Source organism: Pseudomonas sp. 9.3L (assembly GCF_058536285.1).
In genome coordinates this window covers 227971-252766 of sequence record NZ_JBZUBK010000001.1, presented here as the reverse complement: position 1 = coordinate 252766, position 24796 = coordinate 227971, and the positions used below count along the sequence as shown (strand labels likewise).

General features: G+C 56.8%; 22 protein-coding genes and 2 pseudogenes. 8 read left to right on the top strand and 16 right to left on the bottom strand.

Annotated elements, in window-relative coordinates:
• Positions 1 to 294 precede the first annotated feature (294 nt).
• Entirely contained in the window at positions 295 to 1671 is a 1377-nt protein-coding gene (locus tag AC4LE2_RS01115; protein ID WP_491823535.1) for a glutamine synthetase family protein, read from the top strand.
• 307 nt (positions 1672 to 1978) lie between these two features.
• Here the strand turns inward: AC4LE2_RS01115 and AC4LE2_RS01110 are convergent, their stop codons facing one another.
• From AC4LE2_RS01110 to AC4LE2_RS01045, 14 genes and pseudogenes are all read right to left on the bottom strand, one after another.
• Positions 1979 to 2596, bottom strand: coding sequence for a GAD-like domain-containing protein (locus tag AC4LE2_RS01110; protein ID WP_491823534.1), 618 nt, complete (start codon positions 2594 to 2596; stop codon positions 1979 to 1981).
• A gap of 17 nt (positions 2597 to 2613) precedes the next feature.
• A pseudogene (locus AC4LE2_RS01105) lies at positions 2614 to 3234 on the bottom strand (polymorphic toxin type 15 domain-containing protein); the annotation flags it as partial.
• 181 nt (positions 3235 to 3415) lie between these two features.
• On the bottom strand, positions 3416 to 4033 hold the full coding sequence (locus AC4LE2_RS01100; RefSeq protein WP_491823532.1) for a GAD-like domain-containing protein: 618 nt from the start codon (positions 4031 to 4033) through the stop codon (positions 3416 to 3418).
• A gap of 152 nt (positions 4034 to 4185) precedes the next feature.
• On the bottom strand, positions 4186 to 4788 hold the full coding sequence (locus AC4LE2_RS01095; RefSeq protein WP_491823530.1) for a GAD-like domain-containing protein: 603 nt from the start codon (positions 4786 to 4788) through the stop codon (positions 4186 to 4188).
• Positions 4789 to 4923: 135 nt separating this feature from the next.
• Entirely contained in the window at positions 4924 to 5535 is a 612-nt protein-coding gene (locus AC4LE2_RS01090) for a GAD-like domain-containing protein (RefSeq protein ID WP_491823529.1), read from the bottom strand.
• An 18-nt stretch (positions 5536 to 5553) separates the two neighbouring features.
• Entirely contained in the window at positions 5554 to 6924 is a 1371-nt protein-coding gene (locus tag AC4LE2_RS01085; RefSeq protein ID WP_491823527.1) for a DUF6861 domain-containing protein, read from the bottom strand.
• Between the two features lie 1251 nt (positions 6925 to 8175).
• The gene (locus tag AC4LE2_RS01080) at positions 8176 to 8391 is read right to left on the bottom strand and encodes a TOBE domain-containing protein (protein ID WP_491823525.1); all 216 of its coding nucleotides are present in this window, start codon (positions 8389 to 8391) and stop codon (positions 8176 to 8178) included.
• A 19-nt stretch (positions 8392 to 8410) separates the two neighbouring features.
• The gene (gene ssuB, locus AC4LE2_RS01075) at positions 8411 to 9220 is read right to left on the bottom strand and encodes an aliphatic sulfonates ABC transporter ATP-binding protein (protein WP_491823523.1); all 810 of its coding nucleotides are present in this window, start codon (positions 9218 to 9220) and stop codon (positions 8411 to 8413) included.
• Positions 9217 to 10008 carry an aliphatic sulfonate ABC transporter permease SsuC gene (gene ssuC, locus AC4LE2_RS01070; protein WP_491823521.1) on the bottom strand — a complete coding sequence of 264 codons (792 nt, stop codon included), beginning with the start codon at positions 10006 to 10008 and terminating at the stop codon, positions 9217 to 9219. Before ssuC ends, ssuB begins: the two co-directional genes overlap by 4 nt.
• An 11-nt stretch (positions 10009 to 10019) precedes the next feature.
• The gene (gene ssuD, locus AC4LE2_RS01065; protein ID WP_491823519.1) at positions 10020 to 11168 is read right to left on the bottom strand and encodes an FMNH2-dependent alkanesulfonate monooxygenase; all 1149 of its coding nucleotides are present in this window, start codon (positions 11166 to 11168) and stop codon (positions 10020 to 10022) included.
• Positions 11165 to 12142 (bottom strand): sulfonate ABC transporter substrate-binding protein, encoded by a 978-nt coding sequence (locus AC4LE2_RS01060; RefSeq protein WP_491823517.1) that lies wholly within the window; start codon positions 12140 to 12142, stop codon positions 11165 to 11167. Before AC4LE2_RS01060 ends, ssuD begins: the two co-directional genes overlap by 4 nt.
• Before the next feature lie 214 nt (positions 12143 to 12356).
• Positions 12357 to 12620, bottom strand: a complete 264-nt coding sequence (locus AC4LE2_RS01055) for a hypothetical protein (protein ID WP_491823515.1) — start codon at positions 12618 to 12620, stop codon at positions 12357 to 12359.
• An 87-nt stretch (positions 12621 to 12707) separates the two neighbouring features.
• Positions 12708 to 12878 (bottom strand): hypothetical protein, encoded by a 171-nt coding sequence (locus tag AC4LE2_RS01050; RefSeq protein WP_491823513.1) that lies wholly within the window; start codon positions 12876 to 12878, stop codon positions 12708 to 12710.
• A 1-nt stretch (position 12879) separates the two neighbouring features.
• Positions 12880 to 13917, bottom strand: coding sequence for an AAA family ATPase (locus AC4LE2_RS01045; RefSeq protein ID WP_491823511.1), 1038 nt, complete (start codon positions 13915 to 13917; stop codon positions 12880 to 12882).
• Positions 13918 to 14769: 852 nt separating this feature from the next.
• Here AC4LE2_RS01045 and AC4LE2_RS01040 point away from each other — a divergent pair.
• Entirely contained in the window at positions 14770 to 16374 is a 1605-nt protein-coding gene (locus AC4LE2_RS01040) for an inorganic phosphate transporter (RefSeq protein ID WP_491823510.1), read from the top strand.
• 68 nt (positions 16375 to 16442) lie between these two features.
• Here the strand turns inward: AC4LE2_RS01040 and AC4LE2_RS01035 are convergent, their stop codons facing one another.
• Entirely contained in the window at positions 16443 to 17081 is a 639-nt protein-coding gene (locus AC4LE2_RS01035; protein ID WP_491823508.1) for a peroxiredoxin, read from the bottom strand.
• A 296-nt stretch (positions 17082 to 17377) separates the two neighbouring features.
• Here AC4LE2_RS01035 and tauA point away from each other — a divergent pair.
• The 6 genes and pseudogenes from tauA (at position 17378) to AC4LE2_RS01005 (ending at position 22722) form a co-directional block, all read left to right on the top strand.
• Positions 17378 to 18356 (top strand): annotated as a pseudogene (gene tauA, locus AC4LE2_RS01030) (taurine ABC transporter substrate-binding protein).
• 25 nt (positions 18357 to 18381) lie between these two features.
• Positions 18382 to 19170: a taurine ABC transporter ATP-binding subunit gene (gene tauB, locus AC4LE2_RS01025; protein WP_491823506.1), complete on the top strand. Its 789-nt coding sequence runs from the start codon at positions 18382 to 18384 to the stop codon at positions 19168 to 19170.
• Positions 19167 to 20000 (top strand): taurine ABC transporter permease TauC, encoded by an 834-nt coding sequence (gene tauC, locus AC4LE2_RS01020; protein ID WP_491823504.1) that lies wholly within the window; start codon positions 19167 to 19169, stop codon positions 19998 to 20000. Before tauB ends, tauC begins: the two co-directional genes overlap by 4 nt.
• 34 nt (positions 20001 to 20034) lie before the next feature.
• Complete coding sequence (gene tauD / locus AC4LE2_RS01015) at positions 20035 to 20868, top strand: taurine dioxygenase (protein WP_491823502.1); 834 nt, start codon at positions 20035 to 20037, stop codon at positions 20866 to 20868.
• 53 nt (positions 20869 to 20921) lie between these two features.
• A complete protein-coding gene (locus tag AC4LE2_RS01010) occupies positions 20922 to 21938 on the top strand; it encodes an alpha/beta fold hydrolase (protein WP_491823501.1) in 1017 nt (338 codons plus the stop codon).
• 43 nt (positions 21939 to 21981) lie between these two features.
• Positions 21982 to 22722 (top strand): SDR family oxidoreductase, encoded by a 741-nt coding sequence (locus tag AC4LE2_RS01005; RefSeq protein ID WP_491823499.1) that lies wholly within the window; start codon positions 21982 to 21984, stop codon positions 22720 to 22722.
• Between the two features lie 60 nt (positions 22723 to 22782).
• Here the strand turns inward: AC4LE2_RS01005 and betT are convergent, their stop codons facing one another.
• Entirely contained in the window at positions 22783 to 24747 is a 1965-nt protein-coding gene (gene betT, locus AC4LE2_RS01000) for a choline transporter BetT (RefSeq protein WP_491823497.1), read from the bottom strand.
• Positions 24748 to 24796 lie beyond the last annotated feature (49 nt).

Sequence of the window (24796 nt, the reverse complement as noted above, 5' to 3'; positions counted from 1 at the left end):
ACAGAACAGGCGTGCCATGATAGCCCCCGATATTCTTGCTGTTATGGGATGTAGCCGAGCTTAGCGTCGTTCAATTTTTTACACAACAGGCTGTAAAACATTCAGGACGCTTAAAAAGGAGACTTAACACATGATCGAATTCACGGCAGAAAATGCTCCCTAATGGCGCAAAAATGGCGGAATTGCCCCTAGATAGCGCTGGAATGGGGTTGCTTGACTTCAGGTTGGCTTTCGGATTGACTGAGTTACTCGTAAGCCAATGATTGAAATTTTTAACAACAAAGGTGTTGCATCATGTCGGTACCCCCGCGTGCCGTTCAGCTCAATGAAGCGAACGCATTCCTCAAGGATCACCCTGAGGTTCTGTATGTTGACCTTCTAATTGCAGATATGAATGGTGTAGTGCGTGGCAAGCGCATCGAACGTACAAGCTTGCATAAGGTGTACGAAAAAGGCATTAACCTGCCAGCCTCGCTATTTGCCCTGGACATCAACGGCTCCACGGTTGAAAGCACGGGCCTGGGTCTGGATATCGGCGACGCTGATCGTATTTGTTACCCTATTCCTAATACCCTCAGCAACGAACCCTGGCAAAAACGCCCCACCGCGCAATTGCTGATGACCATGCACGAGTTGGAAGGCACACCCTTCTTTGCCGACCCTCGTGAAGTGCTGCGCCAAGTAGTGCAGAAGTTCGATGACCTGGGCCTGACCATCTGTGCCGCATTCGAGCTTGAGTTCTATCTGATTGACCAGGAAAACGTTAACGGCCGCCCACAGCCGCCCCGCTCTCCCATCTCGGGCAAGCGCCCGCAATCGACTCAGGTATACCTGATCGACGACCTGGACGAGTACGTTGACTGCCTGCAAGACATCTTGGAAGGTGCCAAGGAACAGCACATTCCGGCGGACGCCATCGTCAAGGAAAGCGCCCCGGCCCAGTTCGAAGTCAACCTGCACCACGTGGCCGACCCCTTGAAAGCCTGCGACTACGCGGTGTTGCTCAAGCGGCTGATCAAGAACATCGCCTACGACCATGAAATGGACACCACCTTCATGGCCAAGCCCTACCCTGGGCAGGCGGGCAACGGGCTGCATGTGCATATCTCCATCTTGGACAAGGACGGCAAGAACATCTTCACCAGCGAGGATCCCGAGCAGAACGCCGCATTGCGTCACGCTATCGGCGGTGTGCTCGAGACCCTGCCAGCCTCCATGGCGTTCTTGTGCCCCAATGTGAACTCCTATCGCCGCTTTGGCGCGCAGTTTTATGTGCCTAATTCGCCTACCTGGGGGCTGGATAACCGCACCGTAGCGCTACGAGTCCCGACAGGCACACCTGACTCCGTGCGTATCGAGCATCGCGTCGCTGGGGCGGACGCTAACCCTTACCTGCTGATGTCAGCCGTGCTGGCAGGCATTCACCACGGCCTGACCACACAGGTAGAGCCCGTGGAGCCGCTGGAAGGCAATGCCTACGAACAGACCGAACCCAGCTTGCCCAACAACCTGCGTGATGCCTTACGTGCGTTGGATGACAGCGAGATCATGGCCCGCTACATCGACCCGAAGTACATCGATATCTTCGTGGCCTGCAAGGAAAGCGAACTGGCGGAATTCGAGCACTCGATTTCTGACCTGGAATACAACTGGTACCTGCATACGGTGTAGGTACGCGGGCTTGGCCCGGCGGGCTGCTAAGGGGAAGTAGACCGTGGCAGCCGGCCTTGGCCGCGACTAGCCCCAACCCCGTAGCGTGGCCGGTCGCCAGCAAGCTGGGCGGCTACGGGACCTACTGCCGTTATCACGCACGTCGATGGCTTTGTTGGGCGTAAGTGCACCAAAGGCACCTAACGGCGCATTCAACAGCAATAGGCGGACCTCATGGATCAAGGCCAGCACCAAGGCAACCTAATGCCTTTGATCGCTGGATAACGCGGCGGGGCATTGCTTGGCTGGTGCGCTCCAAACCCAGGTATCAAAAATCTGAAAAGCTGTAGGGCTCAAGCTCTGCGATTTGCGCGAGGAATGTAAGGTGCTCGACCGCTTTTACTTTCTCAAGATGATCGAACGTTTCCGGCCCGCCTAACATCAGTGCAGGAACAAAGCCGTACATCTCGTCATGCTTTAGAGTGCCAAGCTTTTTCCGGGCCCGCTTAAACATACCTTCAAAATCGTTGTACTCTACCTCCTTGGTTAATAAGAAATTTTGAATCCCTCTATCCATGTCGTCCCTTTTTATTCCAAGATCTTGAATGACGCATCGAGAAAAAAGACTGGTTATTTTAAGTGAAGGACCAGTATTTTCTCCCCATAAATATAAATCGCCAAAAGCCCCACGGGCGAGAAGGTGGTAGGTGTCACGTTTTTCAAGTTTTGTCCCTTCAATCCAGGAAGCCACTACCCCTTCGTACTCTTGTGGATTAACGATCCAAAAAATACCGTCACCATAGCCACACCAGCCATGTTCAGCCCAGTATTCTAACAGTTGATTAGGCAGCTTTCCTCTATAGTGTTCAAGGCTTGAAGCTGGTACTTCCTGGCGATCCGTTGGTCCACCAAACTTTTCTATAAATCTAGCAAATACTTTATCCATAATAGGCCCCTAACTGATTAGCACTTATGTAAGGTTACGTTTAGAAAACGTCCCTTCCCTCATTGATGGAGGTATATTTTCAGCTGCATTTTTCAAGCTTCGAATTTTATTTCTCCATTGAGGGCCGATACTGGAATTTACTTGTCGGCCCCCAAAGTCGGCGATTATGTCTTTACCCCCCGCAGTTAGGTCGGGATTGTGTAACCCTGCCAGGCTTGACATAGTTTTCTTGGCTTCTTTTATTGCTGCCGCTTCAGCATCAAATGGACTCATTTTTTTTGTAAACTCTTCTTGGAAACGCGTTCGCAGCTTTCTTTGCAAATCGTCACGCGCCCTCTGAGCAGCCGCTCTACTGCGCTTCACCGGATTAGCAATATTCTCCAGATACTCCTCAACCGTGAGTCGGTTCAGGCCATTCTCCTGGCCTTTGGGCTGCCGTTCAAACTCCCCAACCTTGGACGCTGGCAATTTGTCTGCCTTGAAGCATTCAACCTGGTGCAGCGGCATGGTGTTTGGTGTGCCCTTCGTAGGCGCCTTGTCTTTTCGTTCGGGCGATGCGAGGGCGTCTCGCCCTGGGGGCTGATTGCGCCTCGGCGGGGTTCGGGGGCTTTCAGGTCGGGGTGCTGTTTCAGGGCCTCTTATTGGCCAAGCGTTGCGCTGCGCTCGCTGCGTTACCCTCTAACGCACTCTAACGTAAACCGCGTGCATGGATACACCAGAAAAGCACAGCGGCTCAGCTATATGACGTCTGTAACCTATCCCGTTAGCGGGCCTAAACGGGCCCGCTCCTTAAGTGTAAGCGCCCTCTAACTTCACATATCAGCCGTCTGAAAAGCTGTAGGGCTCAAGCTCTGCGATTTGCGCGAGGAATGTAAGGTGCTCGACCGCTTTTACTTTTTCAAGGTGATCGAACGTCTCCGGCCCACCTAACATCAGTGCAGGAACAAAGCCGTACATCTCGTCATGTTTTAAGGCGCCAAACTTTTTCGTAGCTCGCTTAAACATTCCTTCAAAATCATTTTCTTCAACCTCATTGCATAACATAAAGTTTTGTACTGCCCTATCCATATGCTCACTTTCAATTCCAAGATCCTGGATAACGCATCGCGAAAAAAGACTGGTTATTTTAAGTGAAGGGCCTGTGTTTTCTCCCCAAAAATATAAATCGCCAAAAGCGCCACGAGCGATAAGGTGATAGTTATCGCGCTTTTCAAGTTTCGTCCCCTCAATCCAGGAAGCCACTACCCCTTCGTACTCTTGTGGATTCACAATCCAAAAAATACCGTCACCATAGCCACACCAGCCATGTTCAGCCCAGTATTCTAACAGTTGATTGGGCAGCTTTCCTCTATAGCGTTCAAGGCTTGAAGCTGGCACTTCTTGGCGATCCGTTGGCCCGCCAAAAGTATCTAAAAAGATAGAAAAAACTTCGTCCACTGAATACTCCGAATGATTAGTACCTGTGTAGGGGCCACGCGTATAAAATTTCCCTCTTTCATGAAAGCTGACCATTCTAAGCGAGCGACTAAAACAGATGTTCCCGCCATATAATTTCAAGCTTTAGGTTGATGAATTAGATATCTGGAAAATTATAGGGGCTCTAAATCTGCCAACTGAGATAATAAAATCAGATGTTCAACTGCTTTGACTTTCTCAATGTGGTCAACAGTATCAGGGCCGCCTAGCATCAGTGCGGGTACAAAACCATACATCTCGTCATGCTTCAGCGTGCCGAGTTTCTTCCTTGCAAGATCGAACATACCATCTAGATCGCTGTATTCCACTTCGTTGCACAGCAGGAAATTCTGGACTTCTCTATCCATCTTCTCAGGCGTTGTCTCGATTTCGTCAATGTTATATCGAGAATCAATACTGATTATTTGAATCGTTGGGCCGGTTCTTTCACCCCATAGGTACAAGTCGCCGAAGGCGCTACGGGCGACGACATGGTAAATGTCGAGGTTCTCAAGTTTCGTCCCCTCAATCCAGGAAGCCACTACCCCTTCGTACTCTTGTGGATTCACAATCCAAAAAATACCGTCGCCATAGCCACACCATCCATGTTCAGCCCAGTACTCTAACAGTTGATTAGGCAGTTTTCCTCTATAGCGCTCTAGGCTTGAGAGTGGTACTTTCTGGCGATCTGTTGGCCCGCCAAAAGTATCTAAAAAAATAGAAAAAACTTCGCCCACTGAATACTCCGACTGATTAGTGTCTGTGTAGGGAGCACGCTTATAAAATTTCCTCTTCCATTAAGGCTGACCATTGTAAGCGGGCGACTAAAACAGATGTCCCCGCCATATAATTTCAAGCCTTAGGTTGACGAATTAGATGTCTGTAAAATTATAGGGCTCTAGATCGGCCAGCTGAGATAATAAAATTAGATGTTCAACTGCTTTGACTTTCTCAATATGGTCAACAGTATCTGACCCGCCTAGCATCAGCGCGGGCACAAAACCATACATCTCATCACAATTTAAAACACCTAATATTTTCATTGCGGGCTTAAATAATCCCCCATAATCGTTGTATTCTTTTTTTATGGAAAGTAAAAAACTTTGGAACTCCCTATCCATCTCCTCGATATCAAATTCGTGGATTACATATTGAGCGACACAACTATCTATCTTTAGCGAATACCCCGTTTTCTCTCCCCATAAATACAGGTCTCCAAAAGCACTGCGTGCAATTACGTGATAAGTGTCACGATCTTCGAGCTCCGTACCTTCAATCCAAGACGCAACGACCCCCTCGTATTCGTGAGGATCAACCATCCAGAATATGCCATTTCCATAACCACACACGCCGTGTTCAGCCCAGTACTCAAGCAGAAGATTAGGTAACTTTCCTCTGTAATATTCGATACTTTTGAGTGAGATCTCTCGCCTATGAATTGGTTGACCCATTTTACTTAAAAATCTATTAAATACCTTATCCAAAAAATGGCTCCTTGATAATTAACACTTGTGCAATCTTACGTTTAAAAAAGTAGATTCCCGCATGGACTCAGGAATTCTCTCGGCAGCGCTCTTCAAGTTTTCTATCTTCTTTTTCCACTGGGGGCCGATACTAGAATTAACGCGGCGATCACCAAAGTCTGTAATCTCATCTTTCCCTCCGGCACTTAGATCAGGATTATGTAAGCCGGCCAGACTTGACATGGTTTTCTTGGCTTTTTCAATAGCCATATCCTCAGCGGAGAGCGCGTCCATTGTTTTTAAAAATTCCCGCTGGAATCTCAATTCCAAATTTGATCTTAAGTTGTCACGCGCCCTCTGAGCAGCCGCTCTACTGCGCTTCACCGGATTAGCAATATTCTCCAGATACTCCTCAACCGTGAGCCGGTTCAGGCCATTCTCCTGGCCTTTGAGCTGCCGTTCAAACTCCCCAACCTTGGACGCTGGCAATTTATCTGCCTTGAAGCATTCAACCTGGTGCAGTGGCATGGTGTTTGGCGTGCCCTTCGTAGGCGCCTTGTCTTTTCCGTTCGGGTGATGCGGGGGCGTCTCGCCCTGGGGGCTGAGCGCGCCTCGGCGGGGTTCGGGGGCTTTCAGGTCGGGGTGCTGTTTCAGGGCCTCTTCATGCTTGACCATCCATTGGCCAAGCGTTGTACCGCGCTCGCTGCGCCGCATCTCGCTGGCCAGCACAGAGGCGTTGCCACGGCCTCGGGTGAGGTACGCCACCATTGCGCTCAGTAGCAGCACCACAACGGCTTCATGGGACAGGGCAATGTTCCATGCGCCTTGTTGCGCGGACATTTCGTCGCTGGAAAACCCGCCCAGCGGGTTGCCGGTGCGCTCTTGCGGACCATTCCAGGCGGTGGAGATCCCTCGCAGGTAGCCGGTGGCGATGGGCTTCAAGCCGTCTGTGAAGAACTCAGCGAGTGAGGCCAGCCCCAGCGCGCCCAGAATCCAGGTGCCTGCCTGCACCCCCACTGCCGCGCCTGCAGCCGCCCCTGGGAAGGCGCCCATGCCACCCGCCAATAAGCCGACTCCGCCCCCGATCGTGGCGCCGGTCAACGCACTGCCGATGATGATCATGGCCATGTCGGTGACTGCGCTGATCAGTTCATCGAGGATGCTGCGAATATCGAGGTCGGAAAAGCGTTTCAAGAGGTTGTCGGCGGCCATGCGTTCGGCCAGGTTACAAGCGCGGCGAACGCACCTGATCCGGCGAACGATCAGCTCCACACTGGGTGCTTGTAATGAGCTGCGCGCGCTGAGGGGGCTTGTGCTGGCGTTGCGATCGTATGCGCTGCGCGTGCCGGTTAGGCGATCTGCGTAGAACTCGATATCGATCCAACGGGGGATGTTGCTCCATAGAGGCATTGACCGCTCCTGCGTTCAGATAGGCTGCAAACCTAAGCGCTGAGCGTTGCCCTGTCAAAAGCGATGTGGGGAATTTGTGCCTTGGGAGGCCATAAGCGCCGTGAAGGCTGAGCTGGATCAAGGCGCGCGGCTGAGGCGACGTAGACCGTAGCAGCCGGCCTTGGCCGCGATTAGCACCAACCCCGTGGCGTGGCCGGTCGCCAGCAAGCTGGGCTGCTACGGGAGCCGCGAGAAAGTAAACCGTAGCAGCCGGCCTTGGCCGCGACCGGACTCAACGCCGTGGTGCCGCCGGTCGCCAGCAAGCTGGGCTGCTACACGTGCCGCGAGAAAGTGAACCGTAGCAGCCGGCCTTGGCCGCGACCCGATTCACGCCGTGGCGCGGCCGGTCGCCAGCAAGCTGGGCTGCTACACGTGCCGCGAGAAAGTAAACCGTAGCAGCCGGCCTTGGCCGCGACCAGCACCACCCCGTAGCGCGGCCGGTCGCCAGCAAGCTGGGCTGCTACGGGTGCCGCGAGAAAGTAAACCGTAGCAGCCGGCCTTGACCGCGACCGGACTCAACGCCGTGGTGCCGCCGGTCGCCAGCAAGCTGGGCTGCTACGGGTGCCGCGAGAAAGTAAACCGTAGCAGCCGGCCTTGGCCGCGACCAGATTCACGCCGTGGCGCGGCCGGTCGCCAGCAAGCTGGGCTGCTACGGGTGCCGCGAGAAAGTGAACCGTAGCAGCCGGCCTTGGCCGCGACCAGATTCACGCCGCGGCGTGGCCGGTCGCCAGCAAGCTGGGCTGCTACACGTGCCGCGAGAAAGTAAACCGTAGCAGCCGGCCTTGGCCGCGACCAGATTCACGCCGTGGTGCCGCCGGTCGCCAGCAAGCTGGGCTGCTACAGGTGCCGCGAGAAAGTAGACCGTAGCAGCCGGCCTTGGCCGCGACCGGACTCAACGCCGTGGTGCCGCCGGTCGCCAGCAAGCTGGGCTGCTACGGGTGCCGCGAGGACGTAGACCGTAGCAGCCGGCCTTGGCCGCGACCAGATTCACGCCGTGGCGCGGCCGGTCGCCAGCAAGCTGGGCTGCTACGGGTGCCGCGAGAAAGTAAACCGTAGCAGCCGGCCTTGGCCGCGACCAGATTCACGCCGTGGCGCGGCCGGTCGCCAGCAAGCTGGGCTGCTACGGGAGCCTACTCCAAAAGCAAGGAAGTAGACCAATGCCGTGGCGCGGCCGGTTGCAGTTAGCTGGGCCGCTACGGGAACCTACTGCCGTTACAGCTTAGCGATAGACACTTCGGTCGACTTCACAAACGCGATCACCTCGCTGCCTACCACCAACTCCAACTCTTTGACTGACCGCGTGGTGATCACGGACGTGACCACGCCTGATGCGGTTTGAACGTCGATTTCCGACAATACCGAACCCTCTATGATTTCTTTGATGGTGCCTTTGAACTGATTACGGACGTTAATGGCTTTGATGGTCATCGGGATTTCCTCGAAGGTGTCAGTAGGCCCAGCGCAGTTGCGTGGGCAAAGGGGTTACAGGGTCAGAAGGAAAGTCTTGGCCAGGCAGCGCGAGCACGCGCTCAAGCACTTGGCGCTCTACTTCAGCCAAGGCCTGAGTGCCGCGCTGGCGAGGGCGCGGAAGGTTTACGTCTAGGTCCAGGCCGACCTGGCCATCCTCGATCAGGATTACGCGGTCGGCGACAGTGACTGCTTCGGCCACATCGTGGGTCACCAGCACCACCGTGAATCGGTGCTGCCGCCACAGCCGCTCGATCAGTTGCTGCATCTCGATGCGAGTGAGTGCGTCAAGGGCTCCTAGAGGCTCGTCTAACAGCAACAGGCGAGGCTCGTGGATCAAGGCCCGCGCCAGGGCAACTCGCTGCTTTTGACCGCCCGATAACGCAGCGGGCCATTCGTGGGCACGCGCGGCCAGCCCTACCGCGTTCAAAGCCTCCAGCGCTTTGGGCCGCCAGCCGCCCTTGAGCCCGAGGCCTACGTTTTCGATCACCGTCTTCCAGGGGAGCAGGCGCGACTCCTGGAACATCAGGCGAGTGCCTTCGCGCAGGGCGCTGAAGTCGCCTTCGCTACTGCCCAGTTGCCCAGCACTGGGTGTATCGAGCCCCGCCAGCAAGCGCAGCAGGGTACTTTTACCGCACCCGCTGCGCCCCACCACGGCCACAAACTGGCCTGGAGGAATGTGCAGGTTGATTCCGTGCAACACCTGGCGCGTGCCGAAGGCTTTGCCCAATTGGCGCAGGTTCAGCGTAATACCCCGCAGAAAATGCGGTGCTTCGTTCAGAACGCTCATGCGCGCCCCCCTTTGCCAGCTTGATAGGCAGGGTGCCAACGTAGCCATACGCGCTCCAGGGCACGCGCACCCAGGTCCGCCAACTTGCCCAGTACCGCATACAGCACGATGGCGACCACCACGACGTCGGTTTGCAAAAATTCGCGGGCGTTCATGGCCAGGTAACCAATCCCCGAACTGGCAGAGATGGTTTCCGCCACGATCAACGTCAACCACATGAAGCCCAACGCAAAACGTACGCCAACCAGAATGGACGGTAGCGCACCGGGTAACACGACCTGCCAGAACAGCGACGCCCCAGACAGCCCATAACTGCGAGCCATTTCCAGTAGCGCCGGGTCGAGGTTACGAATGCCATGGTAGGTGTTGAGGTAAATCGGAAACACTGTGCCCAGGGCTACCAAGAAAATCTTGGCCGACTCGTCGATGCCAAACCACAGGATCACCAGCGGGATCAACGCCAGGTGGGGCACGTTACGGATCATCTGCACCGAGCTGTCTAGCAGGCGCTCGCCCCACCGAGACAGGCCGGTGATAAAGCCGAGCACCAGGCCAATGCTGCCCCCAATCGCAAAGCCCGCCGCCGCGCGCCAACCGCTGATTGCAAGATGCGCCCATAGCTCACCGGAGCGCACCAGCTCCACACCTGCCTCGACCACCGCGACCGGCGCGGGCAGGATGCGTGTGGACAGCCACCCTGTGCTTACTGCCAATTGCCATGCCACCAGGAGTAGTACGGGTAGTACCCAGGGCGCTAGCCGGTCGGCTGTCTTGTGAAAAATCCCCATAACGCCCTCGCCTAATGCCGAGCCGCAGCGTTGGGCACGATGTCATTGGCCACCATTTCACCGAAGGGGCTGATATAGCCTGCGCCGGAGGCTGCGTCGGGGCGATTGATGTCCAAATGCGGGAACAGTAATTCGGCCACCCGGTACGACTCCTCCAAATGGGGGTAGCCAGAGAAAATAAAGGTGTCGATCCCCAAGTCGGCATACTCCTTTACCCGCTCGGCTACCGTGGGGCCATCCCCCACCAGCGCTGTGCCCGCGCCGCCCCTTACCAGACCGACCCCTGCCCAGAGGTTAGGGCTTACTTCCAGGTTGTCGCGCCGGCCACCGTGCAAGGCAGCCATGCGTTGTTGGCCTACTGAATCAAACCCGGAAAACGCTGCCTGGGCTTTGGCGATGGTGGCGTCATCCAGCTCGGCGATGAGCCGGTCCGCAGCGCGCCAGGCCTCTTCGTTGGTCTCTCGAACGATCACATGCAACCGGATGCCAAAGCGAACGGTGCGGCCCTGGGCAGCCGCCTTGGCGCGCACTTGGGCAATTTTCTCGGCAACGGCGGCCGGTGGCTCGCCCCAGGTGAGGTACAACTCCACCTGCTCGGCGGCCAAGTCTTGGGCCGCTTCGGAGGAGCCCCCGAAATATAAGGGTGGGCGGGGCTTTTGAATCGGGGGATACAGCAGCTTCGCGCCCTTGACGCTCAGGTGTTTGCCCTCATAAGTGACCGTTTCACCCTCCAGCACACGGCGCCAGATGCGGGTGAACTCCACGGAGGCTTCGTAGCGTTCTTCGTGGCTTAGGAAGAGGCCGTCACCCGCCAGTTCATCCGGGTCCCCCCCTGTGACCAGGTTGAACAGCGCGCGGCCGCCGGACAGGCGATCCAGGGTCGCCGCCTGACGTGCCGCCACCGTGGGGGAAATAATGCCGGGGCGCAGCGCCACCAGGAACTTCAGCCGCTGAGTCACCGGAATCAGCGACGCCGCCACCAGCCAGGCGTCTTCGCACGAACGGCCAGTTGGGATCAGTACGCCGCCGTAGCCCAGCCGGTCGGCAGCCTGGGCGATCTGTTGCAGATAACCATGATCTACCGCGCGGGCGCGCTCGGCGGTGCCCAAGTAGTGACCATCACCGTGGGTAGGTAGAAACCAGAACATATTAAGGCTCATCGAGAGGCTCCTGTGTAAGGACCAGCCAGGCCGGCAGGCGGGGTCCAGATCACGTCTTTAACGCTTAGCGGCTTGGGAATCAGCTTGAGCTGGTAGAAGGCATCGGCAATTTTCTGCTGCGCGTCGATGACCTCAGGGGAAAGGTAGGTGGCGCCGAACCCTTGGCGTTTTACCGTGGTTGCGACGACAGGCACGGGCAGGCCCAGCAAGGGCGCTACCTGTGCAGTGACTTCGTCGGGGTTGCGTCGTGACCATTCACCCGTCTTGCGCACTTCATCTATCAACGCGGCGATGACATCCGGGTGGGCTTGGGCATAAGGGCGGGTGGCCAGGTAGAACTGGTTATTGTCCACCAGGCCTGCGCCGTCACGCAGGGTACGGGCATTCAATTGCTGCTCAGCAGCGGCCTGGTAAGGGTCCCAGATTACCCAGGCGTCTACACTGCCGCGCTCGAAGGCCGCACGCGCATCGGCGGGGGGCAGGAAGACAGTCTGGATATCACCATACGCCAGGCCGGCGTCTTCAAGGGCGCGTACCAGCAGGTAATGCACATTGGAGCCTTTGTTCAACACCACGCGCTTGCCCTTGAGGGCCTTCACGCTGGTGATGGGTGAATCCTTGGGCACCAAGATGGCTTCGCTGGTGGGGGCCGGGGGTTCATGGGCGACATAGAGCAGGTCCGCCCCCGCCGCTTGGGCGAAGACCGGCGGCGTTTCGCCGGTCACGCCAAAATCGACCGAGCCGACGTTAAGCCCTTCCAGCAGTTGTGGGCCACCAGGGAACTCAGTCCATTGCACGGTTGTACCCTGGGGGGCTAAACGCTGTTCCAGCGTGCCTTTGGCTTTGAGCAGCACCAACGTGCCGTACTTTTGATAACCGATGCGCAGGGTATCGGCCTGGGCCTGGCTGAAGGCGCCAAAGGTAGTCGCGGCAAACAGAGCGACCAAACCTCGACGCAAGGTAAGTGGGCGCATGGCGCTCTCCTTCAAGTGTCGGGTATCCGGTGCCTGCTTCCCGTGGCCGGGTCAGAAGACGAGGGTTGAAGCGGGAGTAAAGCTACTGAGAAGGGAGCCTACAGGGATCTTTTTATATCTATAAATTATATTTAGTCATTTGCTTATAACTATTTTTTATTTTAAATGAAGGTTAGTCGCCTGGGCACTCACCTTACTCAAGATGCTTGGCCTTTCAGCCATCAACGCTCCAAAGCATCGTAGCCTTGAGAGTGTTCTGACTAACTACAGAAGGATGTGGATCTATAGCTCTTAATAAGCTTTTGAGCTTTTGTAGCACGGCAGCCAAATCAATCGCCTGCGGTCGTAATTTCGAATGCTTTTCTGGCTGCTCTATATGTAATACGATTCGCAGCATTGTGCATTGCAACAGCTTCTTGGCGACTTTACGCTCATCTGGATCAACAGCGTGGAGCCTTGCCGATACCAGCCCTGCCAAGGTATCCCTCACCTTGAAAGCGACTACATCAGCAAGTTCACTTGCACTTGTTTTACAATCAATTCGGTAATCTTTTATCTCAGTCAGTCAACCGGTCGAACCTTCTACGTAAACAATATCAACTGCCTTTGCACTACTAAAAGCGTTATTAAACCGTTTACGATAATGACTCCACTCGTCATATTTACTGGCCATCGCATCAGCTGGAAAGCGAAAGCTTAGGCGATCCTCTTTAATCACTTTCTCAATGACTGCCATATCAATCGCCCGCCCCTATAAAACGATCGGATTGTTTTAATTCCTCTTCAAGCAAAATGAGTGTTTGTAGGTCATCTATACTATCGCCCTGCTCTAGCTCTACTCCTTCCGAACCAGACTTTAGCGAAAAATAACGCTGCTTCATTGTTCTGAACTCTGGCTTAGCAGCTAACATTTCTAGCTCACGCAATAAAAACAGTGAATGACTAGCTATGAACACTTGGATGCCTTGCTGGCATAGGTCCATAATACAGGCAGCTATTAAACGGATTAGTTTTGGATTGAGGTTGGTTTCCGGCTCATCCCAGAACAGGTATCCCTGCTCTAACAAAGTTCCAGTACTGATCAGTCTTGCAAGCATCGCGATCTTTCGCAACCCCTCAGCCACCAATGGCATTTCCATCTTACCTTCACTTGGTATATGCAAGTAAAAACGCCCTGTTGCTGTATGTACTATTACCTTTCCGCCAATATGTTCTTCTAAAGGTCGTACTAGTTTAGCAACGACTGATTCTCGCTTTCCTTTGACTGCTGGCTTACCTAACAGTGAAACCGTATCACGCCAGCTCTCCTCAAACTCCAGATGATAGTTATCATACAAGGCTAGAAACCAAGGGCAGAGCGTGATCAGTTCGCGTGTCGGTAGAAAAACCGGAGATTGCTTGAGCTGCTTTGAAGGTAGCTTATCAATTTGAACGGTTTTGGTTGCCCTGGTAGCAAAGCTGATGGTCATATCCTGATCGGCAGTCTCCATGCTCAATGCTACTTGGCATTTGTCGTGCCCCTGACGCCTTTTGACTAACCGCCCAAGCGTTTCTGGACGAAACACGCCTATCAGTTTATCGGCACACGCCTTCTCTAGCTCACTCTTCGTTACTTCTGTGGTATCAGCTTGCACCTTAAGCAGCGAATAGAAAAGTTTTAGCAGTTGACTTTTGCCACAGCCGTTTTCACCAACCACTACATTTAATCCAGTTGCAAAATGTAACTCGGTGTTAGGCAGCGGTCCAAAATTTTGAATGCGGGCGCTTTTGAGCATCTTAGTTTTCCTGTAAATATTTTCTGAAAATGTCATGCAGGTGGGCAGCACTGCCCGCGCAAAGCCGCTTTAGGGGAGCCAGGTAGGAATGGACTGGATTCGGCCAGGTAACCACTAAAAAGCAAGCGGAAATTTGGACGACTGTCCTGCCTGTCCTAAAATGGACCTGCAACAGGGCTGCGTCCCGGATACCAATCTCAGCGCTGCTCAACCGAGCAACCTTTTTGACACTATCAAGCTATTCATCTTTGATAAAAACCGCCTTGGCATCTGTCACTAAATGCTGATCACCTATCAACCCGGACATAGTATGCCAAGGAAAATCTCTAAAGGTAGCGCGGCCTTCGTGCGTGCCATGGGTTAACACAGAAAATTTGAAACTAGCCATAATTGGCAACTATCAGCTAGCCCGAATCACACGTCGAAGGCGGACCAGCTTCCCGTTGGAATAACCTCGCGCTGGACTCTTGCCCCAGCTATAGGCTTCTAGGTTCTGTACGAAAAGGTTTGGAGCGAAGGTCAGGCCGGGCCTCGCAGGCAAGGCAAAAACCGGCCGGGCCGCGTAGGCGAGGAAGCGGACCGGGCTGGCGATCCACCGGGCTGGCGATCCAGTTTACTGATCGTAAATGAGCATTCCGAGCCTGACTGGCCGTGCCGGTTTCAACGCAGCATCACCAAGTGCCAGACCCTTTCGTACAGAGCACAAGACCGATACATACAATTCACCAGATACACCACCGGTCGGATGAGCGCTGCCTACCCTTCAGAAAACCACTGTTACGAACGACACAGTAAAAATTTGTCACAATTTAAGGGGATCATGGCTGTTCATCCCTGGCCTGGAGCCTGCCCATGTCCACTCACTCGTTAGAGACCGGTGCACGTCCTGCCGGCCCGGTGCTTGATCGCCGTGCAAGCCCTTGGGTCAAAGGGGTGTTCTACCTGATATTGGGCGTGGGTGTGGCCTACATGTTCTGGAGCCTGGGCCGCGACCTGGACACGAGCAATGCCTCTACTGCCACCTGGGCACCGTACATTTTGCTGGGGGTGGCGCTGATTACGGCGCTGGCATTCGAGTTCGTTAACGGTTTCCACGACACCGCTAATGCCGTGGCCACCGTGATCTACACACACTCACTCCCGGCGCACGCGGCAGTCATGTGGTCCGGGTGTTTCAACTTCATTGGCGTACTGAGCTCAAGTGGCGCCGTGGCTTATGGAATCATCGCCCTGCTTCCAGCAGACTTGATCTTGCAAGTCGGGTCTTCCGCAGGGTTTGCAATGATCTTCGCGTTGCTGCTAGCAGCGATCATCTGGAACCTGGGCACGTGGTGGCTGGGGTTGCCTGCGTCCTCTTCCCATACCCTGATTGGTTCGATCATCGGCGTAGGCGTTGCCAATGCCTGGATGGCAGGGCGAGATGGCACCTCCGGGGTGGATTGGGGCCAGGCTGCGAAGGTGGGCTATGCCCTGCTGCTGTCGCCGCTCATAGGGTTCGCCTGCGCGGGTGCGTTGATGTTGCTGCTGCGCAAACTGGTCAAGAACCGTGACCTGTATCAAGCACCTGAAGGTTCGGCGCCTCCGCCGTTCTGGATTCGCGGGTTACTGATCATGACCTGTACCGGCGTCTCGTTCGCCCATGGCTCCAATGACGGGCAAAAGGGCATGGGGCTGATCATGTTGATCCTCATCGGTACCTTGCCCATGGCCTATGCGCTAAACCGCGCCATTCCAGAGCCTGAAACCCAACGGTTTGCAGCGCTGGCCGCCGTGACTCAGCAAGCCCTGGTTCGCGCGGAACCTCAGCCTCTGACCGAGGAGCCACGCAAGCGCCTGGAAAACTTCTTGCTTGACCACAAGGCCTCGACCTCGCTCGTGCCGGCCCTGGCGGCCGTTACCGGTAGCATCGGCGATCAGGTGCGCACCTATGGCTCGCTGGACCGCGTCCCCCCTAAAGCCAGCTCTAACGTGCGTAACGACATGTACCTGGCCTCTGAAGCCATGCGTGTGATGGAAAAGGAGAAGATCGGCACCTTCGACGCCGACACTAAAGACAAACTCAAAGCGTTCCAGGCATACATCGGTGAAGCGACGCGCTTCATTCCACCGTGGGTGAAGGTTGCGGTTGCCATTGCCTTGGGTCTCGGCACCCTGGTGGGGTGGAAGCGCATCGTGGTCACTGTCGGCGAGCGCATCGGTAAAACCCACCTGACTTACGCCCAGGGCGCCAGCGCAGAAACCGTGGCCATGCTCACAATCGCTGCTGCTGACATGTACGGGCTGCCCGTGTCCACCACTCACGTGCTGTCATCCGGGGTAGCTGGCACCATGGCCGCCAACGGCTCTGGCCTACAGATGCGTACCGTACGCAATCTGGTTCTGGCCTGGGTGCTTACGCTGCCTGCTGCCATTGGGTTGTCGGCCGGCTTGTATTGGCTGTTCAGGCAGTTCGTATAGCGTATAGCCCTATAAAAAATGCCCAGGCGCTACCGCATACCTGGGCACTTGTCTTAACCGTGTGAAGGTTAGCGGTTGGGCTGTGGCGTCATGCGCAGGTACGGCTTGACGGCCCGGTAGCCTTTGGGGAAGCGCTCAGCGAGCTCCGCTTCGTCCTTCAAGGACGGCACGATCACTACCTCGTCACCGTCTTGCCAGTTGCCCGGTGTGGCGACCTTGTGGCTGTCAGTGAGCTGCAACGAGTCGATCACCCGCAGGATTTCATTGAAGTTGCGCCCGGTACTGGCGGGATAGGTGATGGTCAAACGCACCTTTTTGTTCGGGTCGATCACGAACAGCGAACGCACCGTCAGGGTGTCGTTGGCATTGGGGTGGATAAGGTCATAGAGGTCAGACACCTTGCGGTCGGCGTCCGCCAGGATAGGGAAGTTAACCTGTGTGTTCTGCGTTTCGTTGATGTCGTCGATCCACTTCATGTGCGAGTCAACCGGATCGACAGACAGCGCAATGGCCTTCACGCCGCGCTTTTCAAACTCATCCTTAAGTTTGGCGGTCAGGCCCAGTTCGGTGGTGCAGACCGGTGTGAAATCGGCCGGGTGAGAAAACAACACACCCCAGCTAGTGCCTAGCCATTCGTGGAAGCGAATGCGGCCAAGGCTTGAATCCTGTTCGAAATCGGGTGCGATGTCGCCAAGCTTGAGGCTCATGTTGTCAGCTCCTGTGGAGGTCTCTATGCGCCGATGGTGCATGGGAAACAGTAGGCGCGAAAAGAATTAAACGTGATGGGGTTATAACCACCCACTCCGCCCGCTCACGCGCATGCATAAGCGTCGAGGGCTTAGGTGGTGGTCATTAGAGCACGTTCAGCGCTGCCCTATCCCTTCTTGGACAGACCAACTCGCCATCCCCAAGCGCCATAAGCTAGTAACCAAATAGTATTTATATTTGGATTTTTTATAACGATAACCTAGGTGCCACTGGTTCATTACTCCAAGGCACTCCGATGGCATACCTTCCTTTACGCCGATTGTTACCTAGCGCCTTCGCACTCACCGCCGCTACCCTGACACACGCTTCGGACCTTACCGTTGGCTACCAAACCGGGATTGACCCCAGCAAAGTGCCGCAAGCCGACGGCACCTACGAACAGGCCATCGGGGCGCCTATCGCCTGGCGTCGTTTCAACAGTGGCCCGGAAGTGGTCACTGCCATGGCCTCGGGAGATGTGCAGATCGGTAACTTAGGCTCAAGCCCTTTAGCCGCGGCGGCCTCGCGTAAATTGCCCATTGTGGCGTTTATTGTTTCGGCGCAAATCAAATCGGCTGAGCAATTGGTAGTGCGTAACGGTAGCGGCATCAGCACACCCGAAGACCTGATAGGCAAGACCATTGCTACACCGTTCGTATCGACCTCTCATTACAGTTTGTTGGGGGCACTCAAACATTGGGGGCTGGATACGAAACAGGTTCATGTAGTGAACCTGCAGCCTTTAGAAATCGCCGCAGCCTGGAGGCGGGGGGACATTGACGGCGCCTTCGTGTGGTCGCCAGCGCTGGGCGAAATTCGCAAAAGCGGCACCGTTTTGACCGACGCGGCCCAAGTAGGTCAATGGGGGGCGCCTACCTTCGAAGTGTGGGTCGCCCGCAAGGACTATGCCGAACAGCACCCTGAAGTGATCGCAACATTTGCCCGGGTAACCCTGGATGCCTATGCCGACTACGCCGCGCACAAGGACAGCTGGACCGCACGCTCGGCACCTGTGCAAAAGATCGCCAAATTGACCGGGGCCAACGCCAGCGATGTGCCTGAATTGCTGGCGGGCTCTACCTTCCCCGATGCCCAAGCGCAGGCCTCGTCGCAACTGCTCGAAGGCGGCACCGCGAAAGCGATCAGCGAAACTGCAGCGTCTCAAGGCCCAAGGCAAGGTTGAAGCGGTACTGACTGATTACACCTCTTATGTCAGTGCCGCCTACCTGAAGTAAATGCCTCACAGGAGCACAGCGCCCCATGGCAGACCTAGAACTCGACTGCGTCAGTGCCCAGTATCCAGGCGCGGCACTGCCAGTATTGCAGGACATCTCGCTGCGCCTTGGCGCCAACCAGTTAACCGTAGCGCTAGGGCCCTCCGGCAGTGGCAAAACCTCTCTGCTCAACCTGATCGCAGGTTTCGTGCCGCCCAGTGCTGGCACCCTTCGGCTCAACGGTATTCCCATCCGCGGGCCTGGCGCCGACCGGGGCGTGGTGTTTCAGGACGATGTGCTATTGCCTTGGCAGAACGTGCTGCAAAACGTCGCATTTGGCCTTGAGCTGGCAGGTGCTGCCCGGCCCGCGCGCGAGGCTCGTGCCCGTGAGCTGTTAACCCTGGTAGGCCTTAAACCATTGGAAGAGCGCCGGGTATGGGAACTCTCAGGCGGGCAGAAGCAGCGGGTAGGGTTAGCCCGAGCCTTGGCGGCGGACCCTCAAGTGTTATTGATGGATGAGCCCTTCGGTGCCCTGGACGCCTTCACCCGCGAGCAGATGCAGCAATTGTTGCTGACTGTCTGGCGACGCACAGCCAAACCGGTATTCATGATCACCCACGACATCGAAGAAGCCGTGTTTCTGGCTACCGAGCTGGTATTACTAGCGCCTAACCCTGGCCGGATCGTCGAACGTTTGCCCTTGGCCTTTGGCCGCCGCTTCGCCGATGGCGAGCCTGCACGGGCGATCAAGTCCGATCCGCTGTTCATTGCAACCCGCGAGCATGTGCTAGCCCAAGTCTTTTCTCAGATGAACAGCACCCAGGAGGCTGTATGAGCAGTACCGAATTAGCCTTTCAAGCGGCTAACCGCCCAGCCTCCCCTGCACCTTTGCGTTGGCGCTTGAGCACTCGAGCGATCAGTGCGTTGACCGGGGCCAGCCTGCTGCTGGCATGGTGGGGCGCTACACATGCAGACTGGATCGACCCGCTGTTCTTGCCAGCGCCGGCTGCGGTGGCCGAGAAAGGCTGGTTGTTGGCGACCACGGGGTATATGGATGCAACGCTGTGGCAGCACCTGGGTGCCAGTCTGCAGCGCATCGGTATGGCCTTGGCGTTGGCGATCATTACCGCCATTCCATTGGGTATCGCCATCGGCCGCAACCGTATCGCACGCGGCATCCTTGACCCATTGATCGAGTTTTACCGGCCTATCCCGCCCTTGGCGTATTTGCCGCTAATCGTGATCTGGTGTGGCATCGGCGAATTTTCCAAGGTGCTGCTCATTTACCTGGCGATTTTCGCACCTATCGCCATCGCCACAGCCACCGGCGTACGAACCGTGGACCCGGCCCGGTTGCGCGCCGCGCAGTGCCTGGGGGCCAGCCGCGCGCAGCTAGTACGTCACGTTATAGTCCCCAGCGCTTTGCCCGACATTCTCACAGGCGTGCGCATTGGCCTGGGCGTGGGCTGGTCTACCTTGGTCGCCGCCGAACTGATTGCCGCCACCAGTGGCCTTGGCTTTATGGTGCAGTCCGCAGCGCAGTTTCTGGTCACTGATGTCGTAATACTGGGCATTTTAATCATCGCGGTCGTAGCCTTCGCGCTAGAGCTAGGGCTACGCCTGTTGCAGCGGCGACTGGTGCCCTGGCACGGCCAGAGCCACTGAACACCTTACTTATGCGCCAACCGAGCACTTTGCCATGACCCTTGCCATTACGCCCCTCAACCCAACCATCGGCGCGTGCATAGAGGGCATAGACCTTGCCAGCCCGCTTACCTCGTCGCTGCAACAGGCACTTGAACACGCGTTACTAACGCACCAGGTGCTGTTTTTCCGTGAACAGCCGCTTACGCCCCAGCAACAGGCGAGGCTGGCCCTTACGTTCGGCGAACTGCATGTACACCCTATTTACCCCAATGTGCCCGAACAACCGGAAGTGCTGGTGCTGGACACTGCAGTCACCGATGTGCGCGACAACGCCACCTGGCACACGGATGTCACCTTCCTGTCAGCCCCAGCCATGGGTGCCGTGCTGGCGGCCAAGCAGGTACCCGCCTATGGCGGCGATACCCTCTGGGCCAGTGGCATCGCGGCCTTCGAAGGGCTGTCAGCCCCTTTGCGTGAAATGCTCAAAGGGCTGACCGCCACCCATGACTTCACCAAGTCCTTCCCATTGTCGCGCTTTGGCACCACCGCCGAAGCACTCGCACGCTGGGAGGACACGCGGCGCCGGCATCCACCCGTGAGCCACCCAGTCATTCGTACCCACCCGCGCAGTGGCCGCCAAGCGCTGTTCGTGAACGAAGGATTCACCACCCGAATCAACGAACTGAACGAACAAGAGAGCGCTGCGTTATTGCCCATGCTCTTCGCTCACGTTACCCGACCGGAATTCACGGTGCGCTGGCACTGGCAGGTGAATGACGTGGCTTTTTGGGACAATCGGGTCACCCAGCACTACGCGGTGGACGATTATCGACCCGCGCGTCGGGTGATGCATCGCGCCACCATCCTGGGCGACATGCCACATTGAATACACAGCGAAGGTATACCAGTATGTAGCGGTCCTCGCCCTGGAGCCTGTTGATGAGCTACCGCTGCCTTGCAGGTGTCGCCTTGCTGCTCTGGTCTTTGACCAGCGTTGCACAGTCGCTTCAAACAGCCCGCGTCTCCCCGGACTACGCCCTTGCTATGTTTGCCAACCATTCGGTGCAACAAACGGCCGCGCCAGACCCTGGCATCACCCGTGCGGTAGTCATCGTGCATGGGGTACGCCGTAATGCCCAGACGTACTACGCAACCGGCGAACAGCTATTGACGGCTGCCCAGTGGGCCACCGCGAACACCCTATTGTTGGCGCCAGGCTTTTTCACCGCACGGGACCAGCCGGAGGCTACCGACACTCCCCTATGGAACAGCCGCTGGATGCAAGGCCGCCCTTCCATACAAGGGCAGGTCGGTATCACGCCCATCAGGGCGCTGGATGATTTACTTGCATGGCTAAGCGATGGCGTACGTTACCCCGCGCTCAAGCAAATCGTGCTGATCGGGCATTCGGCCGGTGGCCAATTGGTGCAGCGCCATGCGGTATTGAGCGCAGCCGGGCAACGTCTCGCCGCCCAGGGCATCACTGTGCGTTATGTGATTTCAAGCCCTTCGAGCTACCTGTACTTCGATGATCGCCGCCCGGCAGGGGCTGGTTTCGATGAAGAGGCCGTTGCCCATTGCCCTGAAGTCAATCACTACCGCTACGGGCTGGAAGGGTTGCCGAGCTACCTGGCAGCGCAACATCCTGATGCGCACACGTTATTTAACCGCTACGCCAGCACCCGTATTACCTACCTGGTAGGCGAGCAGGACAACGACCCGAATCACCGTTTGCTGGATAACAGCTGTGCCGCCCAAGCCCAAGGCCCCAATCGCCTGGCGCGGCAACGCTACTACCTGGCCTACGAGCAATTGCTTGGACGGGAATGGCGCGTACCTATCAAACATGAGCAGGCCTTGGTGCCTGGCGCGGGGCATAGCGCCAACGCTATCTATACATCGCCGATGGTGGTTAAGCTGCTCGCGGCGCCCCCCTCGGCCCCCTCATCAAAATAGGCCAGGGTCAGCCCAGGTCATTCTTTTGTTCAAGGAGCACACAATGGTAAACCGCGCTCAGAAAGTTGCCCTCATCACCGGTGCCTCCCGTGGCATCGGCGCTACGCTGGCGTTGCGCATGGTCGACGATGGCTTTGCGGTGGTAGTGAATTACGCTCACAGCGCCAGCGAAGCCGATGCCTTGGTGCAGCGCATCATCGATGAGGGTGGCCGGGCCGTTGCGATCCAGGCCAATGTGGCCAATAGCGAAGAGGTGCGCCGGTTGTTCGATGAGGCAGAGGCTGCCTTGGGCCGCATAGACATACTGGTGAATAACGCCGGGGTGCTGAAAATGGTGCCTTTGGCTGACAGCACCGATGAACTGTACGAGCAGACCTTCAACATCAATACCCGCGGCACTTTCAATACCTTGCGCGAAGCGGCCACACGGCTGAAGGATAACGGGCGGATCGTGAACTTCTCCAGCAGCACCGTAGGCATGAACCTGCCTAATTACTCCCTGTACATCGCCAGCAAGGCTGCCGTGGAATCCTTGACCAAAGTGTTTGCTCAGGAGCTACGCGGGCGTGGCATCACGGTCAATGCCGTGGCGCCGGGGCCGGTGGCCACCGACCTGTTCTTCGAGGGCAAATCCGAAGAGCAAATCCAGCAACTGGCCAAGCGTCCGCCGTTGGAGCGCCTGGGCGAGCCCCACGATATCGCAGGCCTCGTGGCGTTTCTGGTAGGGCCGGAAGGCGGCTGGATCAACGGCCAGGTCGTGCGGGCAAATGGCGGGATCGTTTGATCGTCAACGCCCCGCGCCGTTGACCTCGGGCAGCCTTGCACGCGAGGCTGCCCACAGGTGCTAGCGCACCAAGTGCAGGAACTGCATGTGCCGTTCGTACTGGTCCAGCACGTCGGTGATGATCTGGTCTTTGTGGTAGCCCACCAGGTCGTAGTCCTGACTGCCTTCGGCCAGGTGCACCTCGGCCCGGTAATAGCGACGGTTTTTCAGCTCCCTATTACCCATGCTGCATCGGGCAAACGACGGTGTGAAATACCCCCTCATGCGTACCTGATACACGAACGGCCGCTCTTCACCGTGGGTGACGATCAGGCTTTCGGCGCCATGACCGGTGTCTTCTTCCACGCGCGCATTCAGGCCTTTGCCCACGAACTCAGCGCAGACGTCCTGCAAGGCGGGGCGCACCGAACCCTCCATGAAGCGGTACACCTCGTCCCTCGAGGGGAAATGCACCGCCTGGCTCAAGCGTTGCCGCCACCCACCACGGCCTTTGCCACGGCCCGCCAGGGTGGTAGGCGCCAGGGAATGCAACTGGGCGATCTTGCGCTGGGATTCTAAATAAAACGCTTTGTGCAGCCCCCACATCATCAGCAACAGGATCAGCGAGAACGGCAAAGAGGTCAGCACCACCGCCGACTTGAGCGAATCGATACTCCCTGCGAACAATAGCCCACCGGTAACCAGTGCCGTGGCACCGCCCCAGAATACGCGCAGCCATTTGGGGCCATCTTCGTCGGGCCCGCCGCCCTTGGCGGATAACGTGGACAGCACTACGGTGCCGGAGTCGGCGGAAGTTACAAAAAACACAAAGCTTACGAAGACCGTCACGCCGATCACCGTGCGGCTCCAAGGGTAGTGTTGCAGCATCAGGTACAGGGTTTGCGAAGGGTCCGCCAGCGCGGAAGCTGCCAGGTTCAGCACGCCATGCAGCTGCAAGTCCAGCGCACTGTTGGCGAAGATAGACATCCAGGCCAGGGTAAAGCCCAGGGGAATGAACAGCACACCAAAGACGAATTCGCGGATGGTACGCCCGCGGGAAATCCGCGCGATGAACAGACCCACGAAGGGCGACCATGCAATCCACCAGGCCCAATAGAAGACAGTCCAGTCACCCAGCCAGCTACCCGAATCACCATAGGCATACAGGTCGAAGCTCTTGCCCGTGACGACTGACAGGTAATCGCCAATATTCTGCACCAGCGTATTCAGTAAGTGTTGAGTCGGCCCTGCAAACAGCACGAACAACAACAGCCCACACGCCAGCAGCATGTTCAGGTCAGACATGACGCGCACGCCTTTGTCCACGCCCGACACCGCCACGACAATAGCCGCGCCCATCATCAACACGATCAACCCCAACTGCACCCATTGGTTGTGGGGTACGCCAAACAGCTGATCCAGCCCGGCATTCAGGTGAAGCACGCCAAACCCCATGTCGGCGCCCAACCCAAACACGGTGGCAATGATGCCAAAGCCGTCCACGGCATAACCGATGGGGCCGTTGATACGCTTGCCGATCAGCGGGTACAACGCCGAGCGCAGGGCCAGGGGGAGGTTGTGCCGGTAGGCAAAATACGCCAGCGCCATGCCGACGAATGCAAATACCCCCCAGCCGTGGAGCCCCCAATGCAAGAACAGCAACTGCATAGCCTGACGTGCCGACGCTGCAGTCCCTCCTTCGCCTTGGGGCGGTTGGGCAAAGTGCGTCAACGGCTCTGACACACAGAAGAAGAACAGCGTGATGCTGATGCCTGCAGCGAACAACATGCCGGCCCATGACAGGTAGCTGAACTCCGGTTCGTCATGGTCGGCCCCCAGTTTTATGCGGCCATAGCCAGACAGCGCCGTGACTACGACGAACACTAGGTACAGGGTCATAGCCAGCAGGTAATACCAACCTACGGTATTCGCGGCCCAGCCTTGGGCGGCAGTGAGCCAGGCCCCCGCTTGAAGAGGGAACCCCAGCACAACGACGGCGAACAAGAGGATGAAGCCAGCGGCAAAGTAAAACACTGGCGGGTTCATGCGAACAGATGAGGTAGGGCTACTAACAGGCAGAAGGGCCTCCTGATGA